This is a genomic window from Roseburia sp. AM51-8, assembly GCF_003478275.1.
Classification (GTDB): Bacteria; Bacillota; Clostridia; order Lachnospirales; family Lachnospiraceae; genus Pararoseburia; species Pararoseburia lenta.
The window spans coordinates 116,340-130,471 of sequence record NZ_QUEY01000004.1; the positions used below are offsets into that span (position 1 = coordinate 116,340).

The window sequence follows — 14,132 nt, forward strand, 5'->3', positions numbered from 1 at the left end:
CACTCCTTTCAAACAATAAGAAAAGGGAGCAGCAATGTCTGCTACCCCCTCTGGATCGCTGAAAGGAAACATGAATGCTATGCAAATCATTTTATCCAAAAGCGTCAATTATTACAAGAGTTTTACGAAATTATGTCACAAACCCCGGTCAAAATTTCTACCATATGATCGATATCTTCTTTTTCGATGACCAGTGGCGGCAAAAGTCGCAAGACATTCCCACCGGCAGAGAGCACGATCAGCCCTGCCTCCAGTGCCTTTGTCACAATAGAACCAACCGGGATACGCGCATCGATCACAATGCCCTGCATGAGTCCCATGCCACGTCTGCCTGTCATAAAGTCATATTTTGCGACCAGACCATCCAATGCCTTTTCAAAATATGGCGTCAGTTCTTTGACATGGTCAGTAATATGGCGTTTTTCCATCATATCCAGTGTCTTATCAACTGCCGCACATACCAGCGGATTGCCTCCGTAAGTTGTACCATGGTCGCCCGGTACCAAAGAGTGCTCTGCCACGCGATCGGTGAGTGCAAAGGCGCCGACCGGCACGCCTGCTCCAAGTGCTTTTGCGCAGGTCATGATGTCCGGCTTTACACCGTATTTCTGCCATGCAAACATGTAGCCTGTCCTGCCCATGCCGCACTGGATCTCGTCTAAGATCAATAAGATATCATGCGCATCGCACAGATCCCGGACACCCTGTAAAAAGTCCGCTTCTGCCGGATACAGACCACCCTCGCCCTGCACAGTCTCCATGATAATGGCACAAGTCTTGTCCGTGATCTGTGCCTTGACACTATCCAGATCGTTAAAATTGGCAAAACGCACGCCATCCATCAGCGGTAAAAATGGTTCTCTGTAGTGCTCCGTACCGGTCACAGACAAGGATCCCACTGTCCTGCCGTGGAAAGAATGTTCCATGGCAATGATCTCATGTCCGGCAAATCCATCGCGCAGATAAGCATATTTCTTGGCAGTCTTAATGGCTCCTTCGATCGCCTCGGCACCACTGTTGGTAAAGAACACCTTATCCATGCCGGATACCTGACAAAGTTTTTTGGCTGCCGAGATCATTGGCGGATGATAGTAGAGGTTGGAGGTATGGGTAATCTTGTCGATCTGATCCATGAGTGCCTGTTTGTATTCGCCGTCATTGTAGCCAAATGCCATAACGCCGATCCCGGATGCAAAATCCAGATATTCCTTGCCATCCGTATCATAGATATGCACGCCTTTTCCCTTTTCAAATACGACCGGGAAACGATTGTAGACATGGAACAAAGATTCTTCTGCTGTAGCAATATATTCTTCTTTATTCATGATTAAACTTTTTCTCCTTATCATCTAAAATAGCCGTTCCGATTCCCTTATTGGTAAAGATCTCCAAAAGCAGGCAGTGTGCGATACGCCCGTCCAGAATATGTACCCGGGAAACCCCTTTTTCGATCGCTTCCATACAGTTATTCAGTTTTGGCAGCATACCGCCACCGATAAAGCCGTCTGCGATCAGTTCTCTTGCTTCGGATACGGTCAATTCTGAGATCAGCGTTGATTTGTCCGCAGGATCTTTATAGACACCCTCGATATCCGTCAAGAATGCCAGTTTTTCTGCCTGTACTGCCTGCGCAATGGCACAAGCCGCATCATCCGCATTGATATTGTAAGTCTCATAATTGGCATCCATACCGATCGGGCAGACGATCGGGAGAAAATCGCGTTCCAGAAGATCCTCTAAGATCTTTGGATTGACTTCTGTGATCTCACCTACATAGCCGATATCCTGACCGTCGGAATATTTCTTTTCTACACGCAGCAGTCCGCCATCCTTGCCACTGATACCGATGGCATTGACCCCCAGTTCCTCGACCATCTGTACTAAAGACTTGTTGACCTTATTTAAGACCATCTCTGCGATCTCCATGGTCGCAGCATCCGTCTTGCGGAGTCCGTTGATAAATTCTGGCTGCATGCCTGTTTTTTCAACCCAGCGGCTGATCTCCTTACCGCCGCCATGTACGATGATTGGTTTAAATCCGACCAGTTTTAAAAGTGTCACATCCTGAATAACATGTTTTTTTAATTCTTTGTCGATCATGGCACTTCCGCCATACTTTACAACAATGATCTTTCGGTTAAAACGCTGGATGTAAGGCAAAGCCTCGATCAGAACCTGTGCCTTTTCCATGACTTCCTGCATATTTTTTTCTTCCACTTTTGTATCCTCCTTATCGTGGATCTATGACATTCTTCATTAAGAACGATAATCGGCATTGATCTTGACATAATCATAGGTCAGGTCGCATCCCCAGGCAGTTGCCTCGGCATCCCCCTGTTTCATATCGCAGATGGCTGTCACAGCATCTGACGTCAAGATCTTTGTGGCTTCTTCCTCACTGTAACCGGTTGCCACACCGTTTTCTATGATCTTTAATCTGCCATTGCTGCTCTCAAAGTAGAGATCTACCTTTTCCGGATCAAAGTCCACACCGGCATAACCCAGCGCGCAAAGGATCCTGCCCCAGTTGGCATCATGACCGTAGATCGCTGCCTTGGTCAGACTGGATGTAACGACAGATTTGGCGAGGGTCACTGCCTCTGCCTTGCTGGAAGCATTTATGACCTTGACCTCGAATAAGGCGGTCGCGCCTTCACCATCGCCTGCCATCATCTTGGCAAGTGTCTTGTTGACTTCAAAGAGTGCTTCTACAAAAGCCTGGTAATCAGCATTTTTCTCTGTAATCTCAGTATTGCCTGCCATACCATTAGCAAGCACCAGACAGGTATCATTGGTGGAAGTATCGCCATCCACAGAGATCATATTGTAAGTGTCGTCCACAACGCTGCTGAGTGCCTCCTGCAAAAGTTCGTGGGAGATTGCCAGATCCGTTGTGATAAAAGCAAGCATGGTACACATATTGGGATGGATCATACCGCTTCCCTTGCTCATACCGCCGACCGTCACGGTCTTTCCGTCCACCGTAAAGGTCACTGCCGCTTCCTTCTTGTGGGTATCGGTCGTCATGATGGCTTGTGCGGCTGCGGCTGCTGCCTGCCGCGTGTCCTCTAACTTAGGCACCATTGCCCCAATGCCCGCGCGCAGACGATCCATAGGCAGCTGCATGCCGATCACACCGGTCGATGCGACTAAGACTGCCTGACTCGGGATCCCAAGTGCAGATCCTGCCGCGTCAGCCGTCTCCTTACAATAGCCCATGCCTTCCTGTCCGGTACAGGCATTGGCGATCCCGGCATTCATGACTACCGCCCGAACGAAAGGACTCTCCCCTACCACCTGCTGATCCCATTTGACCGGTGCAGCCTTTACCACATTGCGGGTAAAAGTACCTGCTGCAACCGCCGGCACCTTACTATAGATCATAGCCATGTCGTCTCTGCCCTGATATTTGATTCCGGCTGCGGTGTGCGCTGCCAGAAAGCCCTTTGCTGCGGTAACTCCGCCATCTATCTTTTCCATCTTTGCCACTCCTTTATTTGTTAAATCGTGTTATGTTTTCTTCATTTAAAATAAAATCATATACATTCAGATCCTGACGCAATTTCCACCCTTCCTCATGCCAGAAGGCATTGCCTAAAGCATTGTCCTTAAATGCCACCAGAGAGATCTTATTGATGCCTTCCTCCTGCAGACGCCGCATACAGGTCGTTGCCATGGCTTTTCCGATGCCGTGCTTGCGGTAGCCCTCTGCCACGCAGACATGATAGAAGCATCCCTGTCTGCCATCGTGCCCGCAGAGAATGGATCCCACGATCCTGCCGTCCGCCTCAGCCACGATACTGGTGGTCGGATTTCGCTTGATAAAACGTAAAACGCCTTCCTTGGAATCATCTATACTGCGAATGGCAAATCCGTTGATCTGCATCCACAGCGCATGCACCTCAGCAAAATCTCCTTCTTCCATAGTGCGGAGTTGCACTCCTTCCGGCAATCGAAAATCCTTATTCTGTCTCATTTTTTCTGTCAATCTTTTCTTCTCCTGATCTGCTATCACATTTTTACGGAAACATGGGAACCAGTTCCAATCCTTCCTGCTCTTTAAAGCCAAACAAAAGATTCATATTCTGTACGGCTTGTCCTGCTGCCCCCTTGACCAGATTGTCCAGTGCGCCCATAAGGATCACGCGGTGCGTTCTCGGATCCACTTTCAGGCAGACATCCACAAAATTAGAACCTTCTACCCACTTGGTCTCCGGTGTCATGCCAGCCTCTAAAACACGCACAAAATATTCCTTATCATAATACTTGTGATAAACATCCAGCAGCATGTCCTCGGTCGGATAGTCAACATGCCCATCCGGGTAAGCCACCTTTTTTAAGGAAGCGTATGCCGTTACCAAGATGCCACGGTTCATAGGCACAAGATGCGGTGTAAAGGAAATGGTCACGTCCTCCCCACAGGCATAGCCCAACTGTTCCTCGATCTCCGGGGTATGGCGGTGTGTCGCTACACCGTATGCCTTCATATTCTCATTGACTTCACAGAAAAGGTTTTGTACCTTTGCCCCTCTGCCCGCGCCGGATGTACCGGACTTTGCATCTACGATCAGGGTGTGATGATCGATCAGTCCCTCTTTGACAAATGGATAGGTCGTCAGAATAGAACAGGTCGTATAACAGCCCGGATTGGCTACCAGACGCACGTTCTGCATCTTGTCGCGATTGATCTCACACAGACCGTAAACCGCTTCCTCTATAAACTGTGGGCTCTTATGTGTGATACCATACCACTTTTCATAAGTAGCGACATCTTTGATGCGGTAGTCCGCGCTCAGATCTATGATCTTAACCTGACTCAGGATCTCCTCTGTCAATATGGATGCCAGATAGCCCTGCGGTGTTGCCGTAAAGATCACCTCCACCTGACTTGCAAGTTCCTGCAGATTATCGTCCAGACAGGTTGCATCCACAATATCAAACATATTACGATAGACATGTGCATATTTCTCGTCCACATAAGAACGGGAACCATACCACACAATCTCTACTTCTTTATGTCCTAGCAAAAGGCGGACCAGTTCACCGCCTGCATAACCGGTTGCTCCAATAATTCCTGCTTTTATCATCTTTCGCCCTCTTTTCTTAATCGAAAAATCTCTTTTTTCATATTAGTACATTCTCCCCTGTTCGTAAAGAGGAAAATGTAAGTTTTTTACAATTTTAATGAATATTTATGCACCACGCTTTTTTTATTCTTTGTTTAGTTTGTGAGTTTATATATCTTACCATGTTTATTTATTCTTCTAAAATGCATATTTTTACACTTGCACTGCTAAAGTATTTGTTGTATATTATTTCTAGGTCTGATGTAAGAGAAAAGACGATATTTCAGATACAAATTGCACGGTCGCGTGCCTATCAATAAGGAGGAACATTTCATTATGAAAGAAAAAGTAGTATTAGCCTACTCAGGCGGGCTGGACACCACAGCCATTATCCCATGGCTCAAGGAGAATTACGGATACGATGTCGTATGTTGCTGTATCGACTGCGGTCAGGGCGAAGAATTGGACGGATTGGAAGAACGTGCCAGATTATCCGGTGCTTCCAAGTTATATATCGAAGATATCACGGATGAATTTTGTGATGATTATATCATTCCTTGTGTGCAGGCAGGTGCGGTTTATGAGAATAAATATCTGCTCGGTACTTCCATGGCTCGTCCGGGCATCGCAAAGAAATTAGTGGAAGTTGCCCGCAAAGAGGGAGCCGTTGCCATCTGTCACGGTGCTACCGGTAAGGGAAATGACCAGATCCGTTTTGAACTCGGTATCAAGGCTCTTGCCCCTGACATCAAGGTTATCGCTCCTTGGCGTGATGACAAGTGGAAGATGGATTCCCGCGAATCCGAGATCGAATACTGCAAGGCTCACGGCATTGATCTTCCATTCTCTACCGACCAGTCTTACAGCCGTGACCGTAACTTATGGCATATCAGTCACGAAGGTCTGGAACTCGAAGATCCTTCTTTAGAGCCAAATTACGATCATATGTTAGTTCTGGGCGTTACACCACAGAAGGCTCCTGACCAGGGCGAATATGTTACTATGACCTTTGAAAAGGGTATTCCTACTTCTGTCAATGGTAAAAAGATGAAAGTTTCCGACATCATCCGTGAATTGAACCGCCTGGGCGGCAAACATGGTATCGGTATCGTAGATATCGTAGAAAACCGTGTTGTTGGTATGAAGAGCCGTGGCGTATATGAAACACCGGGCGGAACCATCCTCATGGAAGCACATTCTCAGTTAGAGGAACTGGTACTTGACCGTGCTACCATGGAAGTCAAGAAAGACATGGGCAACAAATTAGCACAGGTCGTTTACGAAGGTAAATGGTTTACCCCACTGCGCGAAGCCATCCAGGCTTTCGTTACTTCTACCCAGGAATACGTAACAGGCGAAGTCAAGTTCCAGTTATACAAGGGCAACATCATCAAAGCCGGTACTACTTCTCCATACTCACTCTACAGTGAGTCACTTGCAAGTTTCACGACCGGAGATCTCTACGATCACCATGATGCTGAAGGCTTTATCACACTCTTTGGTCTTCCGCTCAAGGTTCGTGCTATGAAGATGCAGGAATTAGAAAAGAATAAGGCAAAATAACCTAAAAGGTGCCTATGATAAGAATACCCATCACAGTAAAAACAAACTGTGATGGGTATTTTTAATGATTACATTTTATTTTTAACAGGCAGGCATTTACCATGGGTGATGCCATTTTCGTTAAAAGCATCAATGCGCACATAATACTGTGACATCTGCGAAACTAATGCACGTATGGTTTTTTCCTTATCTCCAAAGACCCGATAGCTGTGATACAATTTATCTTTTTCATGTCCCCAGAGAATCTCATACCCAACTGCACTCCCCTTCCATGCCAGATTCATATCTGTGCCGCTTATTCTCTCCGCCGTTACATCCGTAACCGGCGCCGGGGCTTGCCCATCACCAAGTCCAAAAATACGGATCCCTGCCATGCAGGCACTCGGTTCATGTGGCTGACTTACGACCGTAACCCGGATAAATCTATACATAATTCCCTGCTCCCATACCAAAAAATCGTGTGGCAAACTTGTTGTTACCTGTTCTTTATCTGCCAGTGTCTCCCAGTTTTTTCCATCTTCTGAGCCCTCTAACAGATAATTGATCGGATCCAGTTCATCTTCAATATATCGACTTCCCTTGATACGCTCGGTCAACTCCTCCGGATTCTCTTTCTCCATCCTCTCTTGCGGCATGTCCACTTCCTTATGATCATCCATAAAATTAAGTTGGATAGCATGAATATCCATTGCTTTCCCCAGATCAACCATAATCCACGGTTGGCTGTCTTCATCCAAGGCTTTCCACCAAGTCTGACAATTTTCGTCAACCACATTGGCGGCAGATTTTTCTGCTTCTTTCTGACTCGATGCTTTAACCTGTTTTCCATAGGATAAAAGCATCCAATCCGGTTCTCTCCACGGATCTTGCTCCTTATTTTCATCCAGAAGAATCGGCCAATCTCCGTAACGTTGATTGCAGAAAAGTTCTCCATCCCTATCAAATCCTGCCGGCCAGAGGCCAAGACGTCGTTCAAATTCATGATTGCAGGAAATGCGCATCGTTGCTGTATGCCACCAATTATTTTTTAGATCCTGCATTGTTGATCCATGTCCTGCTCCCGGCATAAACCCTCCCGGGCTATATGAATACGGATTGTTTTTTGCCAAGGTAAAAGGTCCCAATGGGTGGTCTGCTTCATAAACTCCATCCGGGTAAATATTGTACTCTGTTCCTGCTGCTGCATATTGCAGATAGTATTTCCCCTGATATTTGGTCATCCACGCCCCTTCCATATTCGGTGTTGGACCTAATAAGCGTTCCATAAAAAGGCGTCTTTCCTCTGGCAAAAGTTCTATCAGTTCATATACGTCTGCTACCTCACTCGGATTTTTCCCCAACTGTGCACTCAACCCCTGAATAAGCATTTGCTCAAATGCAATGTCTCTCCGCTTCTGTTCATTATGATCCTCTCCCACACGTTCATAGCCATAATCATTCTTATGATTATCAAATAAAGCCATCGGCTGGCCAATCTGTTTCATAGTCTTCGGATCAAGTTCCACACCGTAAATCGGTTCCACAGAGGAACATCCCCAGTAAAAATAGACACGTCCGTCATCATCCACAAAGAGATTCGGATCCCAAAAATCAAAAGTCCCCTCTATTTTTTCAAAGACACCTGATTCCGGATCTTTTGTCCGGTAAAAATCACAATTGGCATCTCTGCGGGATGCACTGAAATACAAGTATTCCCCCATCACGCGCACATCCGGGGCATAATCATAAACCGGTAATCCCTGCAATTTTTTCACTTGCCAATTTACCATATCCTCGCTGACAAAATATCCTTTTGTCATGGATGGAAACATATAGTATTTTTCATGAAATACTACCAGTGACGGATCTGCCGCCTCTCTATAAATGACTGCCCGATCGTCTTTTTTTACATACTGATAGCGATAGGGTATATTGATCGGATTGCAATAATACATCCTTTTCTCCTCCTTTTTTTACCTTTTATTCCAGAATCATTATGTATAGTTCCAAGATGATATCCATTGTACTTGTAAAGGAGTCTAAGGAATAGAAGATAACTCTTGAAAAACCGTAAATTTCTATGCTATTATCCAAATTATCATTGAATTATCTTTTTATCAAAAAGGAGTGCGCAAAAAAATGTATCTGGATTCCCTACTAGAGGATATTTTTTCTACCCATAACAATTTTTATGATATAACAAAGGAGAATTTTCCACAGGATTATAAGATGGATGACTTTTATGCAGAACTTCGTTTTATTAACGAGCGCAATGCGTCAGAACAACGTCTGCATCAGGCGATCGTGGAAGGGAATGCCGCAAAAGCCAAGCATGAACTCCGTTTAACAAAGCAGACGCTCCAACATAGTGATGGACATATTTGTTCTATTCCCATTTCCCCACTGCGTCAGTTTAAAGATTCTGCCCTTTCAATGAATACACTTTTCCGCAAGGATATTGAGCAAAATTATGTACCCAATATCTACATCAATCACTACGCCTCACGCTTTACCTATCTAATCGAGATAGCAGGTAGTTTTGATGAAGTCGGACAGATCATTGAAAAAATGATTGATACCTATTGTATGCTATCCAACACATTTTCCCTTGCTGCCTACACCAGACCAATTCAAGATTGTATCCTCTATTTAGAACTGCACATGAATGAAGAAATTTCCGTAGAACATCTTGCAAAAGAATTGTCGTTGACACCAAACTACCTTTCTACGCTCTTTAAAAAAGAAGTAGGAAAGACAATAACCCAATATCTGCTCTGCCGTCGTATCTCTGAAGCCTGTTTGCTCCTGCGTTGCACGACATCCAGTATTGCTGATATTGCAGCCTCTGTTGGCATCAACGACTCTAATTACTTTACAAAATTATTTAAAAAACAAATGCATATGACACCTATGCAATATAGAAAAAGACACAGATAATCAACGTTCATGCCGCTCAGGGATCAGCCCTGTGCGATAGGCTTCCAAAAGCCCTTGCAAATCCGCAACATTTTCTTTTAATTCCCGCCCGATATCCGTATCTGCCACGCGCTTGCGCTTCAAGACCTGCTGGACCAGAATACGGTCGGAATGGATATCACTTCCCTGCTCTACTGCCTTGGCTACCGATGTAAAAGGCTCATGGGCTGCCAAGACCAGGCCATAGGAATTGTAGATCAGTGTATATCCGGCAATACCGGTCTTTGGCTGATAGGCTTTAGACAGACCACCGTCAATGATGAGCAGTTTGCCGTTACATTTGACCGGCGATTCTCCCGCCTTTGCCTCGACCGGGATGTGTCCGTTAATAATGTGGGCATCTGCGCCCGACAAACCAAATTCCTTTAAGACGGCATCTGCCATCTTTTCATCATTGAGCATCTGATAGTATGGGTTCTTCGGCTCTACATGCAAGGCTTTGTCTGCCACGAAATAGCGTTCAAAGGTCGCCATCTTTTCCTTGCCGAATACCGGTGAATCCGGATTCTCCCACAAATACCAGAGGATCGCCTGCCCGCGTATTCTTTCCCTGTCGTCCGTCGCATAATAGCCTTTTCTGGCATAGGAATCCAATACATCATACAGGGCTCTGCCCGTATAAGTCTTTCCGAATAAGCGGACCGGTAAGAACTTGCCATCCTTGGTCAGCGGAATACAGCCATGATACAAAAGGTTGCCATTGTAGACCTTGTAAAGGCTTCCATGAGAGTACAAAAACTGTATGTGCTGCTGCAATTTCTCGCAATGCATAAAGGATTGCTGGATCTGGTCGATCACTTCCTGTTCCTGCTCGGTCAAAAGATATGGATGCTCAGGATCTAATGTCGGAAAATGCTTATCCTTCATCGGATAAGAAATGCCATCGATCGTCACACTGCCCTGGGAAAGATCGATCTTATCCAGCAGCAGACGATCTTCCATGCCAAAATCCGGATGGGATAAGATCATCTGTCCCTCGATCTTAAACTGCATGATGGTAATTGCCTTGTGCATCTTTTCTTCCAGACTGGTATCTAAGGTCAGATGCTTCGCCTGGTCTAAATTCTGATAAGCACTCTGCTCACGGAAACAGAGACATGGATCATCCCCATAATATTCCATCGCCAGTTTGGCAAGCGGCAAAAGATTGATGCCATAGCCCTCCTCCAAGGTCGCCAGATTGCCGTAGCGCGCCGCAATACGGATGACATTGCAAATGCAAGGTCTGCTTCCTGCCGCTGCTCCCATCCACAGGATGTCATGATTGCCCCACTGGATATCCACGGAATGATGGTTCATAAGAGAATCCATGATCAGGTGTGGGCTTGGCCCCCTGTCATAAATATCACCAACCACATGCAGATGATCGACGACCATACGGCGGATCAGATCTGCACATGCCACGATCATCTCTCTTGCCCTGCCTGTCGTGATGACCGAATGGATGATCTCATTGTAATAAGCCTCCTGGTCTGCCTCATCCGGTCTGCCGCTCATCAACTCCTCGATCACATAGGCAAAATCCGTCGGCATTGCTTTTCGTACCTTGGAACGCGTGTACTTGGATGCCGCACTCCGGCAGAGCAGGATCATACGGTGGATGGTCACCTGATACCATTCCTCGATGTCCTTTTCCTTGGCCTCCACCTGCTCTAACTTTTCCCGCGGATAATAGATAAGCGCTGCCAGTTCCTTTTTTTCTTCCATGCGCAGTGTCGGTCCGAATACATCATCGATCTTTCTTCGGATCGCCCCGGATGCATTACGCAGGATGTGACGGAATTGTAAATATTCGCCATGCACATCGGTGATAAAATGCTCTGTCCCCTTTGGCAGATTTAGGATTGCCTGTAAGTTAATGATCTCCGTTGCCGCAGACGCGACATTCGGATACTGCTTTGCTAAACCCTTGTAAAAACGAATTTCCTGTTCCATCTTCTCCTCTTAACTTCCAAACCGGACAGAAAAACTCTGCCCGGTCTGATACTAATTTGCCTTTGCCTTCAAGTCTGCTACGATCTGTTCCTTTAACTCCAGACACTTATCCTTCATGCGCTTGGATGTGCCGGAAGATGTGATCAGACGACTGATCAGTTTGGACGCAATGTCATAATCTTTATAGTGGACTGCCATGTTTGCCAGAATATAATCGACCGTATTGGCATCCATACCATTGTAAGGCGGCATCTCTGTGCTGGTCACTTTCATAAAGCCATCGTATGCCTGACGGTAAAATCCCTCATATTCTTTCTGGCAGTTTTCGATACGTTTCTTATTCATCGGCGTATCATCCGGTATGGTCTTAATCTCGGCACGGCGCAGCCACGCGATGTTTAAGCATATGTATGCCTTCTCACTCAATTTTGCCTTTTTTGCCATAGCGGAAACCAGCGCCAGTTTGTACTTTTCTACCGCATAATCATAGGTGTAGACTTCCATCTTTGGCTCTTCGACCGGCTTAAAGTTGGCTGAGATCTGCTCACGGATCCATTTGCGCTGTGTCGGTGACAAATGCTCAAAATTTCGGCGCAGGGCTGCATATCCGCAGGACGGGCAGGCACATACACCGTACTTTAAGGTATCGACATACTCATGGTTTGGACGAAGATCCGCATCCGGTTCCTTTCTCTTGACCTTGGAACTCTTTACCCCTTTGACAACAAATTCCTTGTCGCAGATCGGGCACTTCATCTTGTGATCCAAAAGGAAATCCTTTTCAGTCAATTCTACCACTTCTGCCTTTGCCTTTTCGGTCTGTTTCTTTTTCGCCTCGCTGCCATCATTTAAGATGTCTAACTCGCCATCGCCTTTCAGACCAAATTTCTCTAATCCAGATAATAAATTCATTATTTCACACTTTCTGCTAAAACCAACTTAGGCTGTCGGCAATTTGTAGGAAGACTTCAAAGATACAATCCGGTTGAATACCAGATGCTCCTTGGAAGAATCCTTTGCATCTACGCAGAAGAAGCCCTGACGTACAAACTGGAAACTGTCATACGCCTCTGCCTCTGCGATGGATGGCTCCACATAACAATTCTCCAAAACCGTCAGAGAATTTGGATTTAAGTTGAGGCTACCATCCTCATTGTAAACGCCGGCTTCCTCATCTACGATATTCTCATAGAGGCGGATGGTTGCCGGAACGGCTGTCTCGCAGGATACCCAGTGGATGGTGCCCTTTACCTTTCGTCCATCCGGCTGTTACCGCCTCTGGATGCCGGATCATAGGTACAGTGGATCTCTGTGATATTGCCATTTTCGTCCTTTTCAAAAGAATTACAGGTCACGAAGTAAGCATTCATCAGGCGCACTTCATTGCCCGGGAACATACGGAAATACTTGCGTGGCGGTTCTTCCATAAAATCATTGCGCTCAATATAGATCTCTCTGGAAAATGGTACCTGACGGGTGCCAAGTTCCGGATTTTCCAGGTTATTCGGTGCTTCCAGATACTCGATCTGTCCTTCCGGATAATTGTCGATCACAACCTTGATTGGATCAAGCACTGCCATCACACGGCTCTTTTTGTTCTTTAAGTCCTCACGGATACAATACTCAAGCATGGCATAATCTACAGAAGAATTGCTCTTTGACACGCCACAGAGTTCTACGAACTTTGCAATGGACTCCGGTGTGAAGCCACGGCGGCGCAGGGCTGCAATGGATACCAGACGCGGATCATCCCAGCCGTCTACGATGCCTTCTTCTACCAGACGCTTGATGTAACGCTTGCCGGTAACGACATTGGTCAGATACATCTTGGCAAATTCGATCTGTCTTGGCGGATGTGCAAAACCGACCTCACGAACGACCCAGTCATAGAGTGGTCTGTGGTCTTCAAATTCCAGTGTGCAGATAGAATGTGTGATGCCCTCGATCGCATCCTCGATCGGATGTGCGAAATCATACATAGGATAAATGCACCACTTATCACCGGTGTTGTGATGATGCATATGTGCCACACGGTAGAGAATCGGATCTCTCATATTGATATTCGGTGATGTCATATCAATCTTGGCACGCAGTACCATGGAGCCGTCCTCGTATTTGCCGTTTTTCATATCTTCAAAGATCTGTAAATTTTCTTCGATGCTACGGCCTGCATTCGGATCTTCCTTGCCAGGCTCTGTCAAAGTACCGCGGTACTCACGGATCTGGTCTGCATTTAAGTCAGAGCAGTATGCCCTGCCCTTTTTGATCAGAGTAATAGCTGCTTCATACATCTGGTCAAAATAGTTGGATGCAAAATACAGATGGTCGCCCCAGTCTGCACCCAGCCACTGAATATCTTTTTTGATGGACTCTACAAATTCCTCACGTTCCTTGATTGGGTTGGTGTCGTCAAAACGCATGTGAAATTCGCCATTGTATTTTTTTGCCAGACCATAGTTTAACAGGATGGACTTGGCATGACCGATATGCAGATAACCATTTGGCTCCGGCGGGAAACGGTACATACGGTGTCGTAAACCCCCTCTGCCAGGTCCTTGTCGATCTCCATCTCGATAAAATTCTTTGATACTACTTCTTTTTCGTTCTCCATTG

General features: G+C 46.1%; 10 protein-coding genes and 1 pseudogene. 2 read left to right on the forward strand and 9 right to left on the reverse strand.

Features of this window, described 5'->3' with window-relative positions; all coding sequences use genetic code 11:
- Positions 1-122: 122 nt before the first annotated feature.
- From DW996_RS09845 to argC, 5 genes are all read right to left on the reverse strand, one after another.
- Positions 123-1,325: an aspartate aminotransferase family protein gene (locus tag DW996_RS09845; protein WP_118535587.1), complete on the reverse strand. Its 1,203-nt coding sequence runs from the start codon at positions 1,323-1,325 to the stop codon at positions 123-125.
- The gene (gene argB, locus DW996_RS09850) at positions 1,318-2,217 is read right to left on the reverse strand and encodes an acetylglutamate kinase (RefSeq protein ID WP_118535588.1); all 900 of its coding nucleotides are present in this window, start codon (positions 2,215-2,217) and stop codon (positions 1,318-1,320) included. The genes DW996_RS09845 and argB overlap by 8 nt, the downstream gene beginning before the upstream one ends.
- A 39-nt stretch (positions 2,218-2,256) precedes the next feature.
- A complete protein-coding gene (argJ, locus tag DW996_RS09855) occupies positions 2,257-3,480 on the reverse strand; it encodes a bifunctional glutamate N-acetyltransferase/amino-acid acetyltransferase ArgJ (RefSeq protein ID WP_118535589.1) in 1,224 nt (407 codons plus the stop codon).
- 13 nt (positions 3,481-3,493) lie between these two features.
- Positions 3,494-3,925: a GNAT family N-acetyltransferase gene (locus DW996_RS09860; protein ID WP_243098757.1), complete on the reverse strand. Its 432-nt coding sequence runs from the start codon at positions 3,923-3,925 to the stop codon at positions 3,494-3,496.
- A gap of 94 nt (positions 3,926-4,019) precedes the next feature.
- Positions 4,020-5,087, reverse strand: a complete 1,068-nt coding sequence (gene argC, locus DW996_RS09865) for an N-acetyl-gamma-glutamyl-phosphate reductase (RefSeq protein ID WP_118535590.1) — start codon at positions 5,085-5,087, stop codon at positions 4,020-4,022.
- A 315-nt stretch (positions 5,088-5,402) separates the two neighbouring features.
- Between argC and DW996_RS09870 the strand changes: the two genes are divergently transcribed.
- Positions 5,403-6,629 (forward strand): argininosuccinate synthase, encoded by a 1,227-nt coding sequence (locus tag DW996_RS09870; RefSeq protein ID WP_118282036.1) that lies wholly within the window; start codon positions 5,403-5,405, stop codon positions 6,627-6,629.
- A gap of 68 nt (positions 6,630-6,697) precedes the next feature.
- Here DW996_RS09870 and DW996_RS09875 read toward each other — a convergent pair whose 3' ends face one another.
- Entirely contained in the window at positions 6,698-8,563 is a 1,866-nt protein-coding gene (locus DW996_RS09875) for a family 43 glycosylhydrolase (RefSeq protein WP_118535591.1), read from the reverse strand.
- A 274-nt stretch (positions 8,564-8,837) separates the two neighbouring features.
- On the opposite strand from DW996_RS09875, the gene DW996_RS09880 reads away from it, so the two are divergent.
- Positions 8,838-9,545 (forward strand): helix-turn-helix domain-containing protein, encoded by a 708-nt coding sequence (locus DW996_RS09880; protein WP_158575308.1) that lies wholly within the window; start codon positions 8,838-8,840, stop codon positions 9,543-9,545.
- Here the strand turns inward: DW996_RS09880 and DW996_RS09885 are convergent, their stop codons facing one another.
- The 3 genes and pseudogenes from DW996_RS09885 to DW996_RS09895 form a co-directional block, all read right to left on the reverse strand.
- Positions 9,546-11,519 carry a fructose-1,6-bisphosphatase gene (locus DW996_RS09885; RefSeq protein ID WP_118535593.1) on the reverse strand — a complete coding sequence of 658 codons (1,974 nt, stop codon included), beginning with the start codon at positions 11,517-11,519 and terminating at the stop codon, positions 9,546-9,548.
- A gap of 51 nt (positions 11,520-11,570) precedes the next feature.
- Positions 11,571-12,431: a DUF2225 domain-containing protein gene (locus DW996_RS09890; protein ID WP_118282040.1), complete on the reverse strand. Its 861-nt coding sequence runs from the start codon at positions 12,429-12,431 to the stop codon at positions 11,571-11,573.
- A 27-nt stretch (positions 12,432-12,458) separates the two neighbouring features.
- Positions 12,459-14,130 (reverse strand): annotated as a pseudogene (locus DW996_RS09895) (glutamine--tRNA ligase/YqeY domain fusion protein).
- Between the last annotated feature and the right edge of the window lie 2 nt (positions 14,131-14,132).

Excerpts from the sequence above, each read along its gene's own strand:
- DW996_RS09845 (WP_118535587.1), bottom strand. The coding sequence starts at position 1,325 with ATGAATAAAGAAGAATATATTGCTACAGCAGAAGAATCTTTGTTCCAT.
- argJ (WP_118535589.1), bottom strand. The coding sequence starts at position 3,480 with ATGGAAAAGATAGATGGCGGAGTTACCGCAGCAAAGGGCTTTCTGGCA.
- DW996_RS09860 (WP_243098757.1), bottom strand. The coding sequence starts at position 3,925 with ATGGAAGAAGGAGATTTTGCTGAGGTGCATGCGCTGTGGATGCAGATC.
- argC (WP_118535590.1), bottom strand. The coding sequence starts at position 5,087 with ATGATAAAAGCAGGAATTATTGGAGCAACCGGTTATGCAGGCGGTGAA.
- DW996_RS09870 (WP_118282036.1), top strand. The coding sequence starts at position 5,403 with ATGAAAGAAAAAGTAGTATTAGCCTACTCAGGCGGGCTGGACACCACA.
- DW996_RS09875 (WP_118535591.1), bottom strand. The coding sequence starts at position 8,563 with ATGTATTATTGCAATCCGATCAATATACCCTATCGCTATCAGTATGTA.
- DW996_RS09880 (WP_158575308.1), top strand. The coding sequence starts at position 8,838 with ATGGATGACTTTTATGCAGAACTTCGTTTTATTAACGAGCGCAATGCG.
- DW996_RS09885 (WP_118535593.1), bottom strand. The coding sequence starts at position 11,519 with ATGGAACAGGAAATTCGTTTTTACAAGGGTTTAGCAAAGCAGTATCCG.
- DW996_RS09890 (WP_118282040.1), bottom strand. The coding sequence starts at position 12,431 with ATGAATTTATTATCTGGATTAGAGAAATTTGGTCTGAAAGGCGATGGC.